Genomic DNA, 22678 nt, shown 5'->3' on the forward strand with positions numbered 1-22678 from the left:
TTCCAGACACTTCTAACTAGAAAGACTCTATTAAATCAAACCTCTCTTGGCGTTCTTGGCGTTCTTGGCGGTTCGTTTCTTTTATATTCTGTGCATTTTCATAAATAATTGGTACTAAACAGTAATCATGTAATCTGTATAGAAAACCTGACATTCTTCACTTTCATTTACAAATTCTAGTAATTGCTCCAAATGACTTTCTTCTAAGTGCAAAGGAGCATCACTTCCTTGGGGTAGCCAATCAAGGGTAGGCGCATCCTTGGTAATTACTGCTAAAATATGCTCCTTACCAGGATTACCTTCAATAGGGAAAGATGTCCTCGGTGAACCCTCTTGAGGCACAATAGTTTTACCAGTATCTAATTGTGGTTGAGAGGCGAAACAGGAAGGACAAAAACACCAAACTTGTCCAGATGTATCTTTTTGTAGAAGTAATAAATATCCGGAACTTTCAAGATTGATTTCAAAGCGAATATGACTACCTAAAGATACAGATTTTTCATAACGACTGGGAATCTGCCAACCCCAACCGAGTGTTTCTTCTTGTACCAAAACTAATCCCATTTGTTCAGTAGAAGAACCCAGTGTTGCAAGTTGCTGCCAAAGTTTGTCGAGGGGTGTTAATTTTTGGGTTTCCTCTTCTTCTAAAAGAGATAGGGCAATATCTTGCCAGTTTAAGTTGAGTTCAGAGCAAATGTCAATAAATATCTGGCGTTGAACTGGTTTACCGTTAAAAAAATTATTGATAGTTGACCAGGATGCAATTCCCCGCTCGTTAACTAAAGCCATTTGCGTCAAATTTTGGCGTTCTAAAGCAATCCTAGCTTTTTTAATACCTGCTGATGATGCAACAAGAGAACGAGCCATAACAAGTAAAAAGAAAGAATAATTAAGTCATATACGAAGTCATATACATTGGTCAATTAGTCATATACGTACTCATATACGCAATTGCAAAAATCAAGTTATTCAGATCTTGCACCAGCTTTTAATTCCACCAAGAAATTTATTCTGGGGCGGGATATGGGGTAGGTGCAAGATATGAGGTTAAGTAACTCAACACAAATCAAGTTAGCTAATGAAGGTTGTCATTATTCATTAGTCATTGGGAAGAAACTAAAAATCCTCTCAATTCTTTCTTTTGCCTTTTAACTTTTTACTTCAATATTATGTTCACTCTTGAACAAATCACATCTGCATGGCTTCTCGTCCGTGCAGGGACTAAAGCTGCGGGTGTTGATGATATCAGCCTCGATCTATTTGCGTCTGCTATCAATGATCAGTTACCTATTCTGCTGCGCCAGTTACAACAAGAATCTTACCGCGCCAGTCCTGCTAAAGGATTTTATCTAAGCAAAAGTAGTGGTGGCAAGCGTTTGGTTGGTATTCCCACTGTGCGGGATAGAATTGTGCAGCGTTTGCTACTGGAGGAACTGTATTTTCCACTAGAAGATACTTTTCTAGATTGTAGCTACGCCTATCGACCTGGAAGGAATATCCAGCAAGCAGTACAGCATTTATATTCCTATTACCAATTTCAACCCAAATGGATCATCAAAGCTGACATCGCTGAATTTTTTGACAGCCTGTGTTGGGCGTTACTGTTGACTGCGTTGGAAGAGTTATCGCTCGAACCAATTGTAGTGCAATTACTTGAGGGACAACTCAAATCAGGAATTGTCATCGCCGGAAAACTGATTTATCCGGGTAAGGGAGTGTTGCAAGGTGGTATTCTTTCGGGGGCTTTAGCTAATTTATACCTGACTGCATTTGACAAAAAATGCCTCAGTCACGGTATTAACTTGGTGCGGTACGGAGATGATTTTGCCATTGCGTGTAACAGTTGGTTGGAAGCAAATCGCACTCTCGACAAAGTTACTACTTGGTTAGGAGAACTATATTTACATCTTCAGCCAGATAAAACACAAATTTTCGCCCCTGGTGATGAGTTTACTTTTCTGGGATATCGCTTTGCTGGTGGTGAAGTTTATGCGCCACCACCACCTGTAGTTACTCGTGAGGGTGAATGGGTAACGAATGGATCAGGTTTACCTTATTTTCGCCCCAAACAACGCCCGACAAAATCTGTTTCCCGTCCTCCCAAGGCTTGCAGTATCGACAAGCCTATCAAATTTCCGACAGCACCCATATCTCATCTTTGGCAGGATTTTATGTCTACATTATATGTAACCGACCAGGGCGCTTATTTGAGTGTAAAAAATCAGCAATTTCAGGTGTTTTATCAAGGAGAATTGCGAATCAAGATTCCAGTTAGTCGGGTGAGTAATGTTGTTTTATTTGGCTGTTGTAATGTATCTCATGGTGCGGCTTCTTTGGCTTTGCGGCGGCGAATTCCAATTATGTATTTATCGCAAAAGGGGAGGTATTTTGGTAGGTTGCAAGTGGAAGGCGATGCGAAGGTTGAATATTTGATGCGACAGGTGGAGTGTTGTCAAAATCCTGAGTTTACACGTCGCCAAGCTGAAGCAATTGTCACAGCTAAAATTCATAACTCTCGAATCTTATTAATGCGCTTAAAACGCAGAAAATCATCAGAATTCGACGATAATCTTGTCAAAGAAGCAATAAAAGATTTAGATACTTTGATGGATAAATTACCTTTTGCAGAAAGTATGGATGCATTGCGAGGGTATGAAGGAAGAGCAGCGACAGTTTATTTTCAAGCATTGGGAAGTCTATTTTCTAGTGTGTTTAAATTTGAGAAGCGTACCAAGCGTCCACCGACTGACCCAGTTAATAGCCTTTTAAGTTTAGGATATACATTACTCAGCCAAAATGTTTTCTCGTTTATCCAAGCTATAGGATTGCACGGTCACTTTGGCAATCTTCACGTCCCCCGTGATAATCATCCAGCTTTAGTTAGCGATTTAATGGAGGAATTTCGCGCTCAACTAGTTGATTCTTTAGTCGCTTATTTGATTAATTCCAATATTTTCACAGAAGATGATTTTACTCCTCCTGATGAAAAAGGAGGCGTATATCTTCAACCCCATGCTTTGAAAAAGTTTCTCAAGCACTGGGAAGAAAAGCTGCAATCTGAGTTAACGCACCCAAATACAGGATATAAAGTTAGCTTTCGCAGGTGTTTAGAGTTACAAGTGCGGGAGTATGTAGCTTGTCTGATGGGAGAGGTGAAGATATATAGACCAATGATTTGGAAACCTTAATAGAGAGATTGCATTGTGTTGGTTGCTATGCTATTGTTTACACCAACACCTGTACCTTGAAAACTTAATCAATACATATTCTCTGCTTGTAACCTGATAGTTAGTTTCCTTAAGGCATTTTGTTAAGAAGTGTAAACTGAGGGGGTCGTCTAACAGACCAAAGGCTGATTGTTTCGTTGATCCCCTCAGATAACTTAATGTGTCAGGGTTTGAGTTACTTGCAGACTCTAGTTATTGTCAATAATAGTGGTTTATTGACAGGTAAAATAGACCCCCCTCAGTTTTACAGTTCTGTAAGCTTTATTTGGCAAGCTTTCTGTAAGAGTAGAGTTTTAAATCACTTACCCCTCACGGGGATGAAAACGTTTCCAGCTCTTCCGGGTCAGGGCTATGCATAAATGTTTTAAATCACTTACCCCTCACGGGGATGAAAACAATTTGGGTTAGTTATTCATGACCTGGAAGATTATGAGTTTTAAATCACTTACCCCTCACGGGGATGAAAACATTGACGCTGCTCCTGTTCTGCGGTTGCAGTAGGAGTATTGTTTTAAATCACTTACCCCTCACGGGGATGAAAACTTGAAACATTCCTGCACGTTCTTCCCAACTGTGCTGTTGGTTTTAAATCACTTACCCCTCACGGGGATGAAAACGTTCCAAACCCGTTGATTTCCAAGTGAGCCACCTGATTTTCCTGCAACAGTTTTAAATCACTTACCCCTCACGGGGATGAAAACGCACCGTTGAAACACCAGTCAAAGCAGCAGCAGCAGGTTTTAAATCACTTACCCCTCACGGGGATGAAAACTTTGCAGGATAGGAAGCAGTTGCATGAGCGGTCTGGATGTTTTCATTCACTTCCCCTTCACGGGGACGGAAACCACTATCGTTAAAAGCAACAGCGCCTTCAGGGGGACGGAAACATGTAGAGACGTAGCAATGCTACGTCTCTTCCCTTTCACGGGGATAAAAATGCTGGCGTTGCTGAATTTGGTCACACCCGTAAATTGTAAATTCATATTTTGATTCAGCAACGCCAAAATGCTAATCATAACAATTTCAAAATTCAAATATTTAGTTTTTATTTCCAAACATAGAGAAACCCGGCTTCTTGAAGAAGCCGGTTTTTTTGATATTTGAATTTTCACAACCTATCTGAAATTGCTGTAATCACAACTGATATAACTCATATACGAAGTCATATAAAAATTACTTGGACGCAGATACGAACTCATATATGCCTTTGAGAAGATGAAATTAAGTAAAAAGTAAAAATTTCAAATGCAAAAAAATCTTATCTTTTTACTTTTTACTTTTTACCTTTTCTTTTACTTCATTTAATCTATGTCCACAATTTATATTACCGAGCAAGATGCAATGCTCAAAATTCAACACCATTATTTGAAGGTGTTTCATCAACAAAAACAATGCATTTGTATTCGGATTAGTAACGTCAGTCAAATCATCATTTTTGGTAACATACCTCTACCAAGGGAAGTTATAAAAACCGTGCTTGCTCATCAAATTCCTGTCTTATATTTAACCCAAGATAGCGAATATTTAGGCAGGTTAGAAAATACATCCCAACAACCAGCTAAATATCTAATCCACCAACGCCGACGCGCACGAGATGTAGAATTTAATCGCGCTACAGCAGAAAGTATTATTTGGGCAAAACTGCACAATCAAAATGTCTTTTTGCAGAGTTGGACTCGCCATTACACAAGCGACGCAATCCAACGTGCATCAAATTACTTGATGCTGCTGATGGATAACTTAGCATTAGCCACATCTATTGACGAACTGCGCCAATATAGCGAAGAAGCTGATAATGTTTACTATTGTGCCATTGCTTCCCTACTCAACTTCTACAATGGATGTCCGCAGACAACAGCAAAGCGAATTCGCAGATTTTTAAACCTGGGAAATCAGCTGCTACATCAATATATCTACACCCTTGTGAATACTGTCGGGCTACACCCCGACTACGCAATTTTACATCATGACGCAGATTACGAACTTCCTTTGGTGTGGGATTTCATGGCAGAATTTCACCCACCTATCGTTGATGACTTGGTGTTAAATTTTGCGCCTCATCTTCCTCACAGCAATGGTAACGGTAAAAGTCAGCCGCGAACCCTCCTCCAACGTTTCCTCCAGCATTGGGAAGCAAAGCTACGAACCTTTGTATTGCATCCCTACGCTGGGGAAGTAAGTTACCGCCAGTGTATTGACTTGCAGGTACGCGAGTATCTCGCCTGTTTGCTAGGCGATGTCGAATACTACCGTCCCCTAGCGTTGAAATTCAATCCAGCACGTTCAGAATTTGCTGACGTTATTGCACCACAGCAAGTACCGTTAACGTTGGTGAAGCGATGATGTTCTATCTAGTTTGCTACGATATCGTTAGTGACGCCCGTCGCAATAAAGTGTCGAAACTTCTGGAAGCTTACGGGTTGCGGGTGCAAAAGTCTGTCTTTGAGTGCGTACTAGATGAGAAGCAGTACCAAATTCTATCTCAATACCTGATGCGACTCGTCAACAAACGGGAAGATCAAGTGAGATTCTATCCCATGTCTGCACATAACCGTTGCAAAGTAGCAGTTTTGGGTACGCAACCTGAATTTGTAGTAGACGACGCAGCATTTATCGTCTAGTTACTGGGATTTCACAAAGTTTTTATCACACTCATCATAACCAAATGAACGCTTGGGAAAAAGCACGCGCTCCACCGATCGCCATGCAAATAACTCTACGCTTTCGGTCAAGTTTGGATGTTCGGAAACTACTGAATGCAGATTCAAACTATCAAGTTCCGTTTAGTTTTCACTCTTCAAGTTCAAAAACAACTTGATGATTTATCTTCAAAAGACCGCAAGCAATACGACAAAGCTTTTGAATGTTTCGCCAATAATGGTCCGTCTTATCGCAGTTTGAGAACCCATCGGTATCGCTGCAAGGATGGTGATATTTGGACTTCTTCTGCTTCAATGGCGAAACGATTTTACTGGCGTTACAGTTCGTCACAAAGTATTGAGGTGATAAATATAGACTCGCACTAATTAAGTCAAAAGTTAAAGAAATATTTACGATGATTTAGCTTTTGACTTTTTACCTTTTCTTATCCGTTACCCAATTTTCTCTCTTAACTTAGATCTTGCACCTACTTTTTCGTCTGCCAAGAAATAAATTTATTAGGTTGGTAGAGACGCGAAATTTCACGTCTCTACGTCGGAATTTATTGCGAGGCGGGATATGGGATAGGTGCAAGATATGAGTATATCAAGTTGTTCAATACCGTTTTGGAGTAAAGCGATCGCTTTTACCGTTTTCCCTAAAAATAGTAGCTGCAAACCTTCTCATTTTTAACTACTATGGTTAGTGAATCAACCGGATTTGAGCTTAGACAAAATTTCCTATCTCATCTTTTACTACGGTAACTAGTACAGTGCAACCAAAGCAGCGTCAAAGATTAGATCAAACTCAACGTTGGGCATTTTCGCAACTGTTCGGACTCACAAGGCGTAATCCTTTCATGATTTCCCGTTGGGTTTTGCGTTGGGTATTAGTGGGGATTGTCGGCGGTTTATTTGCTGCGTTGTACTGGAATATATTAGAAATGCTAACTCACGCACAACAAAAAGTTCCCGGTTGGGGTGTGTTGTTGCTCATGCCACTAGCCGGTTTGATTGTCGGTTTAGTGATTCACTTCCTTGGTAATCCTGGAGAAATAGGCGTTATTATCGACAACATTCATTTTCGTAGCGGACGTTTGGATATTGGCAAAAATCCGGCGATGATTCTTGCTTCTTTAGTTGGGATCTCAGCTGGAGGTAGTGCTAGCCCGGAAGCACCATTAGTACAGGTAACAGGTTCCTTGGGCACTTGGGTGAGCGATCGCCTCAAACTCCAAGGTGAAGATGTCCGCAATCTCAGCCTAGCAGGAATGGCAGCAGGTTTTACTGCTTTATTTGGCGCACCTCTTAGCGGTGCGGTATTTGCTTTAGAAATATTGCACCATCAGTATGTGGTGGAGTACTATCAAGCCCTAATGCCAGCCATTGTTTCTAGTTGTGCTAGCTACTTAGTCTTTGCGTTAATTACGCACTTAGGGATTGCGCCGACTTGGTATTTTCCTCAATACAGTTTAGAAGGTATAAATGATATCTTGTCTGCCATCCTCTTTGGAATCATCGGGGCATTGGCAGGATGGATATTTATAGGGATTTTTCACGGATGCGATCGCTTATTTGCCCGTATTCCCGGTCCGATTTATCTTCGCACAAGCTTAGCAGGACTGGGGCTAGGAATCTTAGCATTCTCATTACCGCTAACTCGTTATTTTGGCCATGATCAGTTAGCAGTCATCGTTACTACTAGCTTTTCTGGTGTTTTGCTATTGGGTTTAGCCTTAGGTAAAATGGCAGCCATTGGCGTGACCGTAACAGGTGGATGGCCTGGTGGATTTATTATTCCTCTGTTTTTCATTGGCGCTTGTCTTGGCAAAGCCATAGCAGTTTTTTTTCCTGCAATTAATCCTTCTGTATCAATGATTTGTGTAATGGCAGCTATTAACGCCGCAGTCACACGCACCCCGATCAGCACAACCTTACTGTTGTCAAAACTCACCAATTTCGCTCCCTTAACACCAATTCTGTTTGCGAGTTTACTCGGTTTCTTTTTTGCTCCTAAAGTTCCTTTGATTACATCTCAAATCAAGTCTCAGCAGGATGCTTCGTGAAGGGGATTGGGGATCGGGGACAAGGAGGACAAGGGAGACAAGGAAGCAGAGGGGCGGAGGAGACAAGGGAGAAAAACTAATAACCACTAACTACTAACCACTAAATTTGGCTGGCCTTGCTTACCAGGCAGAAATAGACAATATGTGCTAAAATTGTAACAAATTATGGCAATTATTCAAGCTTAGTTTGCAATAATTTTGCTTATTTTCGCTTTAATCGCTAAAACTAGCCATTATTGGAGTTTTTTAGGTTATGACAACCTCTCAGGAGAGGATTATCCCCACGGATCTGCGAAACGAAATGTCCAGGTCTTACCTGGAATATGCCATGAGCGTCATCGTTGGGCGGGCGCTGCCAGATGCCAGGGATGGTCTGAAACCTGTCCATCGGCGTATCCTTTACGCCATGCATGAGTTGGGGTTGACCTCAGACCGTCCCTTCCGTAAATGTGCGCGTGTTGTGGGGGAAGTTTTGGGTAAATATCACCCCCACGGCGACACAGCAGTGTATGATGCCTTAGTGCGGATGGCGCAGGATTTCTCGATGCGATCGCCTCTAATTGAAGGGCATGGTAATTTTGGCTCTGTAGATAACGACCCACCGGCGGCAATGCGTTATACCGAATGCCGCTTACAAGCTTTAACCAGCGATGCTCTTCTCCAAGACATCGAATCGGAAACCGTAGATTTTGTCAATAACTTCGACGGTTCTCAGCAAGAACCGACGGTCTTACCAGCGCGGATACCGCAGTTGTTGTTGAATGGTTCCTCCGGAATTGCTGTGGGGATGGCAACTAATATCCCACCCCATAACTTGGGTGAATTGATTGATGGGTTAGTAGCACTAATTCATAACCCAGAAATAACTAATACTCAGCTGATGCAGTATATCCACGGCCCCGACTTTCCGACTGGTGGTCACATTCTTGGTACTGCGGCGATTAAAGAAGCCTACACCACCGGACGCGGTTCGATAACCATGCGTGGCGTAGCAAATATTGAAACCATCGAACAACGGGGACGCCCGGAAAGGGAAGCGATTATTATCACCGAGTTGCCCTACCAAACCAACAAAGCAGCGTTAATTGAGAAAATCGCCGAGTTGGTAAATGAAAAACGCATCGAGGGAATTGCTGATATCCGGGATGAAAGCGATCGCGACGGAATGCGAATTGTGATCGAACTCAAGCGCGATGCCTATCCCCGTGTCGTTCTGAACAATCTCTACAAGCAAACGCCCCTGCAAGCTAACTTTGGGGCAAATATGCTGGCGTTGGTGAACGGAGAACCCCAGATCCTCACCCTTAAGCAGTTTTTGCAAGTATTTCTGGATTTTCGTGTAGAAGCGATCACCAGACGCACCCAGTATGAACTGCGCAAAGCAGAAGAACGCGACCATATTTTGCAAGGGTTATTAATTGCCTTATCCCATCTAGATGCAATTATTGCTTTAATTCGTCACGCCGCGGATACACCGACAGCAAAAGGAGAATTAATCACAACTCACGGCTTGTCAGAAGCACAAGCAGACGCAATTTTACAAATGCAACTGCGGCGGTTAACAGCCTTAGAAGCAGATAAAATCCGCCAAGAACATGAAGAATTGCAAGCCCAAATCGCCGACTTGCAAGATATTTTGGCAAAGCGGGAACGGATACTGCACATTATTGAAACCGAAATACAGTATCTCAAAAACAAATTTGCTACACCACGACGCACGGTCATTACCCATGGTGAAGGTGATTTAGAAGATATAGACCTAATTGCCAACGAAAAAGCTGTAATTTTAATCACCGAACAAGGCTATATCAAACGGATGCCCGTCAACACCTTTGAAGCCCAAAGCCGCGCCACCAGAGGCAAAGCTGCTGCCAAAGTCAAAGACGATGATGGCGTCGAACATTTCTTGACTTGCTGTGACCACGATAGCCTATTATTCTTTAGCGATCGCGGTGTAGTTTACTGCCTCAAAGCCTACCAAATTCCTGTAGGTTCCCGTACCAGTCGCGGCACACCGATTGTACAGATGCTGCCCATTCCCAAAGAAGAAAAAATAACCTCCATCGTACCCGTCAGCGAATTTACCAGCGATGAATATTTGGTCATGCTCACCAAAGGCGGCAACATCAAGAAAACCGTATTGGAAGCCTTTAGTCATATTCGTGCCAACGGCTTAATTGCTATTTCCCTAGAAGAAGGCGATCAACTGCGCTGGGTACGACGGGCAAAAGTTGAAGACAGCGTCATCATCGGTTCTCGTCAAGGTATGGCCATTCACTTCCGCTGCGATCACGAACAACTGCGTCCCCTTGGTCGTGCTACCCGTGGTGTCAAAGCCATGAAACTCAAGAACGGTGATGAATTAGTTGGCATGGATATTCTACCCGCCGCCATTCTTGATAATTTAGCCCCAGTCTCAGAAGCAGAAATCGCAGAGATCGAAACCGAAGACATCGAAACAGAAGAATCCGCAGAAGTACCAGGCAACGGTCATCACGGCCCTTGGGTATTAGTAATTACAACTGGAGGCTACGGTAAACGCGTACCCGTTGCTCAGTTCCGCTTGCAAAACCGGGCTGGTCAAGGTTTAATGGCAACCAAATTCAAGAGTCGCAAAATCAAAGACCAACTAGCCAACCTACACATTGTCAACAACGACGATGAAATTATGATGGTCACCAGTCGCGGTATCATCATCAGACAGGCAGTGAATGCAATTTCCGTCCAGTCTCGTTCGGCTACAGGCGTCCGTGTACAACGCCTAGACGAAGATGATGTCATTACAGGAGTGGCGATCGTTCCTCCCGACACCGGTGATGCGACAGAAGCAGAGTAAAGAACACAGCGAACTCTTTGTGAGTTGTGCGATCGCCTTAGGAAGCGGTATATTGATGGGGCTTACCGTCGCCCCAGTCAATGCCTGGTTTTTGGCATGGGTAGCCTTAGCACCTCTATGGTATTTAGTAGTTAATCCTACACTCCGCCCAAAGCCATTTCCCCTTCTTTTTGCCTTAATTTGGGGTATTGGTTATCACAGTATAGCCCTATCCTGGATTACAGGTATTCATCCCATGACGTGGATGGGAGTTCCTTGGTTAGCAAGCCTGGCAATAGCTCTTTTCTGCTGGGTATTCATCACCCTTTGGGGCGCTGCATCCGTAGCGTTGTGGGCGACAGGGATGAGGATAATTTGTAAGTCCATCCCAAAACCCTACGCTCGTGTTCTTATAGGCACAGCCCTGTGGTGTGGCATCGAGACTGTATGGAGTTGGGGAGCATTATTCTGGAGTTCTCTTTCCTACACACAAAGTCCGTATAATCTCGTAATCCTCCATCTTGGTCAAATTTCAGGGCCTTATGCCGTCACAGCTGCGATCGTCGCCGTCAATGGCTTGATTGCAGAAGCGTGTTTAAACCACAAAGGCGCGAAGGACGCAAAGGGAATTTTCTTCGCGTCCTTCGTGTCTTCGCGGTTCATTAATAAATATCTAATTACCGCTACAGGTTTATTACTTATCCTACACCTAATCGGTTTTAGCTTATACAACCGTCCCCTAATTCAACCATTAGCCGCAGCCCTGAAGATAGGAATAATTCAAGGTAACATTCCTAACCAAATCAAACTTTATCCAGAAGGCTTACGTCGCGCCTTAGCAGGCTACACCAGCGGGTATCTAACTTTAGCAGATCAAGGAGTTGATGCAGTACTAACACCGGAAGGGGCTTTGCCTTTCTTCCAGCGTAATATTATGCGTAGTTCCTTGGTGGCGGCGGTGCGTTCTAAGGGGGTTGTGGCGTGGATTGGTGGTTTTGGTGAGAAGGGAAAAAGTTATACAAATAGTTTGTTGACTGTTACGGGTGAGGGTAAAGTTTTTAGCCGTTACGACAAGGTGAAGTTAGTACCGATTGGTGAGTACGTCCCCTTTGAAGAACTTTTGGGTGGTATTATTAGTCGATTGTCACCTTTGGATGAACACCAAGTTCCTGGTTCACCAAATCAAATTTTTAACACGCCTTTTGGTCGTGCGATCGCAGGCATTTGTTACGAGTCTGCTTTCCCGGAGGTATTTCGCTATCAAGCCCAAGCAGGGGGACAGTTTATCCTCAGCTCATCTAATGATGCTCATTACAGTGCATCTATGCCAGCACAGCATCATGCCCAGGATATCATGCGAGCCATTGAAACTGACAGATGGGCAGTACGGGCGACAAATACAGGATATTCAGCTTTTGTAGATCCCCACGGTAGAACAGTATGGATATCGGGACATAATACCTACGAAGTTCACGCTGAAACAATTTATCGCCGCCAAACGCAGACTTTATATGTGCGTTGGGGTGATTGGTTGACGCCTTTTTTACTAGTATCGGCAACAGGAGTATGGCTGATCAATTTCTTGACTGTCCAACTCTCACGCAAGCGGGGGCTGAACTAGGAGCAGGAGGATCAGGGTAAATTGCTAAAGTATGATATTCTGGAGACCCTGTATCATAAATAATTTCAAAGGTATATAGCTTGTTTTTACCGCCTTGTTCAGTAACTACCGTTAAAAGTGTTTTATCAGTGGTGGGTAGTCCAGGAATATTGATTTTTTTAATTCGTCTGAGTTGAATGACATTTGCTGCGGAATTTTTACAATCTCCGACGTTATTATTACGGTCTGGACCAAACTGCATACACATTGGCCCATCAAAATCCATTGTGACCTGGGATGGATCGTTTAACCACACTTTTTTAATTGTTTCTCCAGCCGGAATAAAACTTAAATTTGTGCCTTGTTGAAACCAGACGTTGATAGTAGGTATTACTCCTCCTAACCCTTGCGCTTGGCAAGAAAACATGGAACGGAGAACAGCATTATTTGCCAAGGCACGACCTGCTATCATCAAGATTGCACCTGAAAAAATCAGGGAAGTTAGAGTTAGGAGATGGGGATTATTTGGGGGTTTAAATTGCAGGTTGATGTTATTTTTCATGGCTGTATATAGTATTTATATTTGCTGGGAATTGAGGCTGTGACGAAATTTATGTTTTAGACATCGAACACAGATGCACACCGATGTAGACGCCCCTGAGGGCGGCTTCCCGCAGGGTACACAGATGGGTACAGAGAGATTATTCGGTTAGATTTTATTTTGTGTTTGTGTAGCGTCTCCAAAGGGAAAGTAGGTTATTGGTACAATACTATGTTATTATGCAGGTTTGATTACCTTAAATACGATTTTCAGAGATACTATACTAAAGCTGCATAGTTTGATTAATATATATTTCTACTTCTTTGCCTGCTGGCAAAAACCAAATGTTAGTGCGTTGCATTGCTTGGGAAATTGCCTGTTGATTACGTTGGGTAATTTGCGGAACCACTGTTCTCACACCACCTTCCAAAATCCCAGCTAGGAGATTGCGTCGGGGATTACTGTTAGTAACGACAGTACCTGTAGCTGTTGTCGTGACTTGTGATTCGGTACGATTAAACAATTCTGCGGCTTTACCAATACCTCCCAATACGAATTGACTAGCATCAATCATAGCGGTGGATGTCCCTCTTTTATATTGGTTGGCAACTAGAGGTTTACCTGCCGAGGCACGAATTAGGATAGCATTTGGTGTTAAGGGTTGCTCTGTCAAATTGCCATTGTTTTCTCTAACTAATCTGACCACATTTAACTGCACTAAACCTTGTTCAGAAATAGAACTAACTTCAGTCAAAAACTCAGTTTTAGCTGGTAATACTACCTCACCATCGATAGATTTTAATGGTTCTTGTAAGCGGACTACAAATACGTTTTTCGGACTATTATCTTGATTATTTCTATTATTAGTTGATCTAGTAGTTTCTCCAAAGACAGCAGTAGCTAATACTGCTTTCACACTAGTTCCGACTCGTACTGATTTTGGACTTTTTGTTTGTGCTTGGCTAACAACAGAAGTTGATTGTTCTGAAGTATTATCCTCAGATTGAGAATTATTTATCTGCGGTGGAACTTTGGGATTGTTTGCAGCTAAAGGAGTCGGACGATTTGTATTAGTATTATTGGGAGTAGCAGTAGCTAATACTTGACCATAGCTACCCAATTTTGATAGCCTTGCCCATTCCTGTAATGGATCTGGTGTAGGTTCGGGAGTAAATTGAACTGTGGGTTGGGTTTCTGGTGTGGGAATTACAGGTAGGGGTGAAGTAGAATTTGGTGGAGTTTGGGGTACTGTGACGACACGCGTTATCACCCTTGGCGGCGTGTAAACTGTTTTTGTGGGTGTAGGTGTTCTTTGCAGAGCAACTCTCAGTCTATTATCTCTAGCAGTTTCCACCCCAGAAGTTGGTTGTGGCGATTTGACTTTTCCAACTCTTAATTGTTGCTGAGCTAATTTTACAGCTTGTGCTTGTTCAGCTAAGGCTAATTTTGTTTTTAAAGTCTCTAATTCTCCTTCTAGTTGTTGCAGGCGTGTTTCCGTGGATGTTTGCGGCGTTTTTGGTGCAACTATATTAGTTTTTTTTGGTTTTTGATTGCTAGCACTCATCAACTGGGACAAAAAAGCACCAGCTACTAAAACTAAAGCAAAAGTAGCAGTCCCTACTAAGGCTAACTTAGCAAAAGGATTGGATGAGAGGGACTGCTTGGTAGAAACTTCACCTTCTCGAGCAGTTGAAGATAACTGTGGTAAGTTGGCTGTATCCTCTCCTACTTCTGTTTGGGTTTCGGTGGCTGGAGATTCTTGTTCAAAGCCAACCAATTTTGCCATTCGCAGTTCCCAATCAGATAATCCTAGTTCTGGTTGATAATTTTCACTGATGGGAGTCTCGAGATTTTCTGGATGAGTTTCTGAAGGAATAGAATATCGAGTCATAGTAAAGCTTTTGTTTATAGTTTAATCAGGAACAGTTGTTATCTTTGATGTCACATATATTGTAAATTTCTAGTCTGGCTTCACCGAGGCGGTAAGCTGCTAAATGCCAAGAAAGTGGTACATCAGGTAATGTTATTTTTTGATTATCTATTGCTTGGATTAAGATTTGTTTATTGAATGCGATCGCTCTTCCTAACCTGTCAGAATTGCTAAATATTAATTGATTACCTTGTAACTCCACTTTCCATTTTCCATCAGCAATTTTTACAGGTTGAGAAATTCTTTGGATCACAAAAACACTCTCAGCACCTCGGTTTTCAAATTGATTAGCTGTATTCCCATTAATAATTTCTGATTGAAATTTTTGTTTTACATCATTAGTTAACAGTTCTGAACTAATTTCCCATATTGTTTCTGGTGGCTGCTCCTGAGACCAGGTTAGCATTAAGGTCATCGTTTCACCTACAAAGCGCCGGATAGTATCTGGATATCGTTCCAAATTTTGCGTCGGATCTACCGTAATAGCACGACCATCAGCAAGTTGCACTAAACTTCGCGGTGTTAATTGCTTACTTAGCTGCTGCAACATCGAACCGTGGAACATCAGTATTAATAAAGTGAAAATATTTAAACCAAAGGTTACAACAGCAAACAAAGGTAAAATACTACTTTTCTTTTTATTTTCCTGTTTAAGTAACTGCATTGATAACTAACTCTATTAATTCACATTTAACATAAACTCAACACATAACCCAAAAGCACACGCAAACCCCATCCGTGTTCATCCGTGTTCATCTGTGTTCGTTTTTTCAAACATTATTTTTTGCATAACCACCATCCCCAATTACCTCACAAAACTATCAGACGTATTTTGAATTCCACACTGCTGTAACTGCTCCTGACTTAAATTGTTATACTGATCCAACAAACACAAATTCCGAATTTCATAAATTTCCAACTTCTCCGAACGGATACCATAAATTGCCTTTTGCAGAACACTAGTAGTATCATCTAGCGGATAAGGAAAATAATCGACAGCCTGTACCAACACATCCTTATTAAAAGGAGTAATAATTCTTCTTCCATCCGATTTTTTTGTTTGAATCAAGTCAGCCACTAAACCTACTCGCCATTTACCTGGTGAAATTTTTTGCGGAGGATAAACTCGCTTAATGGCAATTTGTGCAGTTATTGCTTGACTGGAATTATTACTAAAAACCTCTGGCGGTGTCATCGCTGCTATTTCACGCAAAAAACCTTTCCGAAAGTCTTCTGATATAGCAAAGCTAGCAATCCAACTGCTAGTAGTAACTTTTTTGCTAATTCCTTGTGATGTGGGAATAAGTATACCTAAATCTGATTTGGGTTTTGATACTTCTTCGACATTTTGTGCTGGTAATTTACCAGACCAGTTGAACATTGAGGTCATGCTTTTACTGACAAATTGGCGAATTGCTTCCGGATCTCTTACCAAGTCATCATTAACAGTTATCGGTTGACCAGCTATTAATTGGACAAAAGCAGCAGGTTTTCTGAGACTAAGTTGACGAATTTTTAAACCTTGGAATGTCAAGAAAAGTAGGGCTAATATCTGCAATCCTAAAGTTGCGATCGCAAATGTAGTTAAAAGATTCACTGTTCGTTGTTTTTTCTCTAATAAACGTACCATTTAAACCCTCTCTTTTGCCCACGCTGCTGTATTACTAATTGCATTGAATACTGCAAATCCCCCCGCAGCCGCTAAAAGCAAAGATACTATTGGTGCTAAGATTCCCAAAAAAATCATGAACCACATTAAATCGGGATCAGCACTAGCGTCTTCACCAGGACCATTGACAATTACTGTGGCAGTTAAAATGGCAATAATCGTGAAGGAAATTTTGGCAATTCCCAACGATAAAAATCCAGTCATCCAAGCAAAAATCGGCTTACCAGCTACAGGTAACAAAGAACCCCCCACAGCCAATGGTCCTAAAGTTGCTACTAACAACATCGTAGCTTCGATTAAATTTTGAAATGCATATTGCAAGGAAATGAGAAAATTTTTAATGCTAGTCTGGACTGTGGAACCTAAGAAAGAATTAAATGTATTTTCTGGTACGCTATTTGTGCTAAATGCGATTTGATTAATCTTACTTTCTAGCCGATTAATCCAAACTTTATCACCATATAAATCTCTATAAGTCTGCCACAGAATTTCTATTTTTTCTCTGCCTCTTTGAAAACATTGATTTTGTTGTTCGCCTGTTAATGACTGGCAAGGACGCAGCACAGAACCAGCTACTTCTTCAGAAACACCCATACTCAATGCTTGCTGATAATTTCTATTAGCATCTGCTGTGGTGATCACTTGCTGATTTACTGTGTTGATGAAATTTCTAATTCCCAGTGTCAGATTAGATAATACACTACCGCTTCCTGTATTTGTTAATAGTATTACCACTATAAAAGGCCAAATCAGAGCAGAAATCGGACGGGAATATTCACTATAGATAACATCTCTGAGCCATTGGATCATGAAAAACAATAGGGTGCCGACTGCGAAAAATACGCCCAGATTTGTTAATGCTCCATATAAATTCTCATTAGTATTATTTTGTAATAAATCTAACCATTGATTTTCCCAACTTTCCGAAACACTTTTGGCAGTAGTGAAGCCACTGTTGAGAATATCGGGAATATCAGGAACGTTAGATTGGGCAAAAAATCTTGAAGGATAAAGTTGGGAAATTATAATTTTCATTTCGAGGATTTGAGCTATTGTTCAAACTGCCTACCAAATAAATCTACTTGAGAAGAATTTCGTAATAGTCTAGATGCTTCAGTAGCATTATCTACTCTGCGTGCGCGGTTATTTTCTTCTACTTGTTGGGAAATATTCGCTAGATTTAAATTGGAGTATTGTAGAAATTGGTTAGTTTGCATTGTTTGGGCTAAATGTTCGCTTGTTATTTTGACTTCTTCCTCTTGCATTTTATTATTTTGTAGTAAAAAGTTCAGTTGACCAATACCCAAAAGTGAAGTGATGCTAGCTAATGCGTTTTGCACAGGATCAGGTATTGCATTTTTAAAACTTTCAAGCTGAGTATTTATCTCCTCTTGCAGTTTTTCATTTTCCTGGTTAAATCCTGCAATTGTTTGGATTGTTTGTTCTGTTGATTCTAATTTTGTTTTTAATCTCAATTGTCCATTTGTACCCAATAATCCAGATGCTGCACCACGAGTAATTAAGCGATTAATTTCATTGCTGACTAAATTTGCTCTCACTGTCGAATTATTATCGAACTTATCTGCGGAAGTGTAGTACCAAATTGTCCCATCACGAATGATTTCTCCGGCGGCGTTGGGGTTGGGTATGTTCAATTCTCCGGTGGAACTATCAATGGCAATTTGAGCTTCTGCTTCTATTGGTTGTAGTGTTTCAGTGAGGTTATTTCTCAGGTAGTTTTGTAAGTCTGTTGCGTAAGATTGAAAGTCTGTCCACACTTGACCAAGGTCTGCCATTGCTGGTAGGATGGTTAAAAATGAAAGAGGTATGGCAAGTAAGATTATTTTTTTCATAACTGTTGGGTAAGTAGATTTTTATTTAATACGAACACAGATGCACACCGATGAACACAGATGGATTTTTTGTTTGCATTGTGGCTTAAGTTAACCGCGTAGTAATGCTACTAGTTGACGTGCAAAGACGGAAACTGCTTCGTATTTGTCTTTGTGAGTCTGCATAACTTTTTGGCGTGCAGCTTGTTCTTGGGGATTGTTAGCTACTACTGCTAATTGTTCATAACCTGGGTAGTAGCGACAAAAGGTATAAATCCCGTTATCATCTAATAACCATTGGCTATAAATTCCTTCTTTGCGAGGGAAAAAGCTTTCAGTTGCGTTGCGCGCAATGATTTCGCGGGGATATTTGAGAATGTTGGTGAAACTATCAACGGCTACTGGTTGAATTCGACCTATTAAGCGTGTAGTGAGGTTTTGTAAAATTTTGGATGATGCTTTAGATTTGGCAATTGTATCAGGGTCTTGGGCTGAGAGGATGACTCTAATACCGGCTTTCGCGCCGTTAGCACAAATTCTTCCTACTAAATCAGAAATTTGGTCGAATTCAAAGAGAATTGGTGCTTCATCAATGAAGAATATAGAAGCAGGGCTACTTAAGGCGCGGCGTAATGCTGCGGAATAAGCACTCAAAGATAGCACTGCTGCGTCTTCGTTATCTGCAAGGTTCCGCAAAGCGAAAACCAAAAGTTGTGCATCTGTGGGAAAACTAGAAGGTGCGGAAATTGCTTTACCTACACGACTGGAAAGCCAAAATCGCAGGCGCAGCTGAATTTGATTTAAGGCGTCTTCAACTCTACCTGCGATCGATTCGAGTTGCAAATGTTCTGGCGAACAAAAATAGAGAAAATCTCTTAATGTTGGGGTTTTCTGCCAAGCTATACTACCAAAGCCACCTGCGATCGCTTCTTGATATCGTGTTTTAATACTTTCATCGGTAAAGAAGGCTCCTAATGCTAAGTTTAACAGCGATCGCACTGTTTGCGATAGTAGCTGATTCTCGCTAGATGACCCCAAAACCATTGTCATCAAAGCTGATTCGAGGAAAGCGATATAATCTAACATGCGATCGCGTTGTTCTTCTGGATTCAACAAGCGCAGATCTGGTTGTTCAAATAAGTTATTTGATTGTTTGGAGATATCAAAATATGCTCCATTCCCCTCCATAAAATATGTGTAGTCGGTGAAAGTAGACGTACCATCGGGTTTGGGAAAATCTAGTGCTACTACAGGAATGTTATGAGCTAAAGCTTGTGTTATGATCCCTGAAACCAATACTGATTTACCTGCACGGGTGGTAGCAAATAGTGCTAAGTTTTTATGTTGGTTGAATAAATCTAAATGAACTGGTGTTCCACCTTCTTCGGCAATTAATTCAAAACCTTCGCGATCGCCTGCTTTAGTTAACACCAAAGGCATTAATCCTGGGACTTCACTTGTTAAATATAACTGACGTCGATTAAAAGGTCTAGCGAGTAGAGTCTCCCAAACAATTGGTAAAGTTTGCAACCAAATTTTCCAAGCATATTCTGTTTCTCTAATTACCCTGGCTGGACGTTGAAAACAGTTTTCAATATATCTTGTAGCTTCATCCAATCTCTCGATGCTCGGACGATGCACTAAAATAGCTATACCTGCGTAAATCGGTAGCGCTCCCTCGTATAATTGTTCTTGTGCTGCTACAGATTTTCTTAACTTTAATTGAGCATTGACATCGATAGTTCTACTTTTTTCCTGTGCTAATAAAGCCGTCATATTTGACTGCTTTAATACCCGTTGCAGTGTGGTTTTGACTATTGCTGGATTCGCTGCACTCAACTGACAAAAAATTTCTGTGTCTATGACATTTTCTCTGGCTAACAGTTCCCAAAGATAACGTAATTGAGCAGTTTTACTCGGCCAACCACCAGGTTTTTCGAGAAAAGTCATGACGCCGACATAGTTATTGTTAACATGAACCCAGCGGCGATCGGCACAAGGTACATCAGACTCAATTAGCAAAGTTGTACTGTGGATATTCTCAATCAGTAATCTGGTACTAGCTAAGTCTGAATTAGCTTGTTCATGTAAACCATTTTCATCTAAAGTTAACAATTGAGGAATATCTATTGGTTGGGTATCATTGAACCTTCTCCAAACCTCTCCCCATAATTCTTCTATATTCAGAGGTTTAATATCTAACCCCATTTTGTTAGATAAAAGTTGTTCCCAACGACAAAAACCATTTTTATAGGCATTAGTAATAATCGTTTCAATACGTTGGTTTTCGACTTCTGCTAAATCACCTTTAAATTTCAACCACCAAGTTTCACCTTTAGCTAATAATTTTTCTATCCAATCATCTGTATTTGCCGCATCTGGTTCAATTGTGTAAGTTACATAAATTCGCAAAAATTTTGGCTTGCGGATACCAGAACGAGTTAATTCTTGAACTCTTGCTCTTTCTGAAAGCAATAAATATTTAATATCTGGCGATGGAGATTTTTTAACAAGAGATGCTAGCTCTTTTTGTCGCTGTTTATCTGAACTAAAAGACCCTAAATGTAGAGTTATTCTTTCCCCTTCGGGAAGATCTTTTAAGCCAGCTTCAATGTTATTCAAAATGGTATTAATTTGTTCTGGTCTTAAGGTCGTATGAATTCCTTGACAGTCAAAACCAAAAACGAAACAAAACCTATCTTTTTGGTTTCCTTTCGTCAAAGTGTAAGCACCGATATCGCGTCCATCAAGCGATATGCGTAGCATTGTTGCTAGATGTAAAGCGTCTTCAAAGGGTGTGAATCGTGTTTCACTTCCGGCGACGCCGACGCTTTGTTTTCCGATTTTTTGCTTCATGGTTATTTTCCAGCAAGCTTTGATAACGAGCAAAGCCTCTAGTCCAAGTGGGAACCCCAATAAATTTACTTAAAAAGCGCCAACTCCTACCACCAGTTAAGATCCACCAAGTCGCCATTCCCCAAGCAGTAATTAGCAATGTCCACAACCATTTTTGAAACTCATCACTAAAGATACCGCCAAAAATTCCATTGACGATAAAGTAGGAAGTTAAGGCTATTACTGTCCAAGGAAAGACTTGATCAGCAGGAATTGGACCTAGTGAAGGTTGAGTTCCTAAAATTTGATTTACTGGTCGAAATTCTTTATCTGATTCTTGAGACATGGCGAACTTCTGATCTGTTTTTCATCTTTACTGATGAATCAATTAGTTGTATTGGTGTCACCAATAACGAAGCCAGTGAGTACATCAGCAATAGTTACTGCAACCACAACTAATAAGGGAATTCTAGCAACACTTTGCCAGTCTTCATCTTTCCGAACTGCATTAATCACACCAATCAGGGAAACAGCTATATATAGTAAGTAAAGCGCACGTAATACATTAAATACTAGACTAACTGCTGCTTGAGTATTGCTACCTGTTGCCGCACCTTGTGTTAGGGTATTTTTGAAAAAATCTTCAGCTTTTCTGAAAAACTGTGCTTGTGCTGGGTCTGCAAAATAATCTAACCAAAATGCACTGAAAATAATAGCTATTCCTAACATTTGTAACAAGATAATATATCGTTTTGGTAGATTGACTTGTTGCCCAATTTTATGCAAGACAACTGCGCTTAAACTACTAAAAACTAAACAAAAAAGTAGGATGGGACTTTTCAGACTTATTACACTTAAAAATACAGCACAAGCAATTAAAAAAGGGAGAGACTCTAACAGTCTCATCCAGCATATTTTCAAAATAGTAATCAATTTATAGAGTATATTTATTACCCTTTGGTCAAAAGCTCTCAAAAATTTTCTCTGATGATAAATTTGCCTAGACATCTGTAGATTTCCTTTTTGTGCATTACAACAACTCGTGGGCTTCGGGATCACAATTTAACATGAATAAACATTTAACTTAAACAAAATTATTAAAATAATGTAAATTATTATACACGTAATTTCAATGTAAATAAACACAATTTTTGCTAATTGATTTTTGCAAACAGACTCAGGACTATTACAGTTCTACAGAATATTTTTTTATATGGTTCGTGATCATCACAAAGCCTAGACCCCCGAATTCTCAAAGAAGTCGGGGATCTTGTCTCTCAGGAATAATTTAGGAATACTATAGCTGGAACTTAGCATTTGGGAATAAATTTGATGGAATAGTTGTTCTTTTTCCCTTTTGCTGTATACCATGCTTGACTATCCAAAACTAGGGTATCAGCTAAGTATTTTATCGTTTGCAGAGAATTCGGTTGCATTCTGAAATTAAATAGCGTGTGGTCTTCATTCATATTGTCGCTTATTAAGTTTTTTTAAACTACGTAAATTCTCGCAACGTAAAAATAG

At 40.8% G+C, this 22678-nt stretch carries 18 protein-coding genes and 1 CRISPR repeat array; of the genes, 7 read left to right on the forward strand and 11 right to left on the reverse strand.

Annotation, left to right across the window (positions count from 1 at the left end; all coding sequences use genetic code 11):
- Positions 1-114: 114 nt before the first annotated feature.
- Complete coding sequence (locus NIES592_RS01155; RefSeq protein WP_073554686.1) at positions 115-867, reverse strand: DUF4384 domain-containing protein; 753 nt, start codon at positions 865-867, stop codon at positions 115-117.
- 302 nt (positions 868-1169) lie between these two features.
- Between NIES592_RS01155 and cas1 (NIES592_RS01160) the strand changes: the two genes are divergently transcribed.
- From cas1 (NIES592_RS01160) to NIES592_RS01175, 4 genes are all read left to right on the forward strand, one after another.
- Positions 1170-3188 carry a CRISPR-associated endonuclease Cas1 gene (gene cas1, locus NIES592_RS01160; RefSeq protein ID WP_178379454.1) on the forward strand — a complete coding sequence of 673 codons (2019 nt, stop codon included), beginning with the start codon at positions 1170-1172 and terminating at the stop codon, positions 3186-3188.
- A gap of 329 nt (positions 3189-3517) precedes the next feature.
- Positions 3518-4072: direct repeats of the CRISPR family, unit length 35 nt; unit sequence GTTTTAAATCACTTACCCCTCACGGGGATGAAAAC.
- 463 nt (positions 4073-4535) lie between these two features.
- Positions 4536-5570, forward strand: a complete 1035-nt coding sequence (cas1, locus tag NIES592_RS01165) for a CRISPR-associated endonuclease Cas1 (protein WP_073554687.1) — start codon at positions 4536-4538, stop codon at positions 5568-5570.
- Complete coding sequence (gene cas2 / locus NIES592_RS01170) at positions 5570-5848, forward strand: CRISPR-associated endonuclease Cas2 (RefSeq protein ID WP_073554959.1); 279 nt, start codon at positions 5570-5572, stop codon at positions 5846-5848. The genes cas1 (NIES592_RS01165) and cas2 overlap by 1 nt, the downstream gene beginning before the upstream one ends.
- Positions 5849-5983: 135 nt before the next feature.
- A complete protein-coding gene (locus tag NIES592_RS01175; RefSeq protein ID WP_016864639.1) occupies positions 5984-6253 on the forward strand; it encodes a hypothetical protein in 270 nt (89 codons plus the stop codon).
- A 156-nt stretch (positions 6254-6409) separates the two neighbouring features.
- Here NIES592_RS01175 and NIES592_RS25680 read toward each other — a convergent pair whose 3' ends face one another.
- Positions 6410-6544 (reverse strand): hypothetical protein, encoded by a 135-nt coding sequence (locus NIES592_RS25680; RefSeq protein ID WP_256678048.1) that lies wholly within the window; start codon positions 6542-6544, stop codon positions 6410-6412.
- Positions 6545-6639: 95 nt separating this feature from the next.
- Between NIES592_RS25680 and NIES592_RS01180 the strand changes: the two genes are divergently transcribed.
- From NIES592_RS01180 to lnt, 3 genes are all read left to right on the forward strand, one after another.
- Positions 6640-7932: a chloride channel protein gene (locus NIES592_RS01180; RefSeq protein ID WP_073554688.1), complete on the forward strand. Its 1293-nt coding sequence runs from the start codon at positions 6640-6642 to the stop codon at positions 7930-7932.
- A 253-nt stretch (positions 7933-8185) separates the two neighbouring features.
- A complete protein-coding gene (gyrA, locus tag NIES592_RS01185; protein ID WP_071846770.1) occupies positions 8186-10768 on the forward strand; it encodes a DNA gyrase subunit A in 2583 nt (860 codons plus the stop codon).
- Positions 10749-12368 (forward strand): apolipoprotein N-acyltransferase, encoded by a 1620-nt coding sequence (gene lnt, locus NIES592_RS01190; RefSeq protein WP_073554689.1) that lies wholly within the window; start codon positions 10749-10751, stop codon positions 12366-12368. The genes gyrA and lnt overlap by 20 nt, the downstream gene beginning before the upstream one ends.
- On the opposite strand, the gene NIES592_RS01195 is transcribed toward lnt, so the two are convergent.
- From NIES592_RS01195 to NIES592_RS01235, 9 genes are all read right to left on the reverse strand, one after another.
- Complete coding sequence (locus NIES592_RS01195; protein WP_073554690.1) at positions 12322-12909, reverse strand: hypothetical protein; 588 nt, start codon at positions 12907-12909, stop codon at positions 12322-12324. The genes lnt and NIES592_RS01195 overlap by 47 nt on opposite strands.
- Positions 12910-13171: 262 nt before the next feature.
- The gene (locus NIES592_RS01200) at positions 13172-14779 is read right to left on the reverse strand and encodes a TrbI/VirB10 family protein (RefSeq protein WP_073554691.1); all 1608 of its coding nucleotides are present in this window, start codon (positions 14777-14779) and stop codon (positions 13172-13174) included.
- A 25-nt stretch (positions 14780-14804) separates the two neighbouring features.
- A complete protein-coding gene (locus NIES592_RS01205; RefSeq protein WP_073554692.1) occupies positions 14805-15482 on the reverse strand; it encodes a hypothetical protein in 678 nt (225 codons plus the stop codon).
- A gap of 141 nt (positions 15483-15623) precedes the next feature.
- Positions 15624-16448: a hypothetical protein gene (locus tag NIES592_RS01210; RefSeq protein ID WP_073554693.1), complete on the reverse strand. Its 825-nt coding sequence runs from the start codon at positions 16446-16448 to the stop codon at positions 15624-15626.
- Positions 16449-17522 carry a hypothetical protein gene (locus NIES592_RS01215; RefSeq protein WP_062249352.1) on the reverse strand — a complete coding sequence of 358 codons (1074 nt, stop codon included), beginning with the start codon at positions 17520-17522 and terminating at the stop codon, positions 16449-16451. It lies immediately after the preceding gene.
- Positions 17523-17536: 14 nt separating this feature from the next.
- Complete coding sequence (locus tag NIES592_RS01220; RefSeq protein WP_062249351.1) at positions 17537-18340, reverse strand: hypothetical protein; 804 nt, start codon at positions 18338-18340, stop codon at positions 17537-17539.
- 90 nt (positions 18341-18430) lie between these two features.
- A complete protein-coding gene (locus tag NIES592_RS01225; protein ID WP_062249349.1) occupies positions 18431-21175 on the reverse strand; it encodes a hypothetical protein in 2745 nt (914 codons plus the stop codon).
- Complete coding sequence (locus tag NIES592_RS01230; protein WP_009455343.1) at positions 21129-21500, reverse strand: hypothetical protein; 372 nt, start codon at positions 21498-21500, stop codon at positions 21129-21131. The genes NIES592_RS01225 and NIES592_RS01230 overlap by 47 nt, the downstream gene beginning before the upstream one ends.
- A gap of 38 nt (positions 21501-21538) precedes the next feature.
- A complete protein-coding gene (locus NIES592_RS01235; RefSeq protein ID WP_062249346.1) occupies positions 21539-22162 on the reverse strand; it encodes a hypothetical protein in 624 nt (207 codons plus the stop codon).
- Between the last annotated feature and the right edge of the window lie 516 nt (positions 22163-22678).

The sequence above is a fragment of the Fischerella major NIES-592 genome (genome assembly GCF_001904645.1).
Classification (GTDB): domain Bacteria; phylum Cyanobacteriota; class Cyanobacteriia; order Cyanobacteriales; family Nostocaceae; genus Fischerella; species Fischerella thermalis.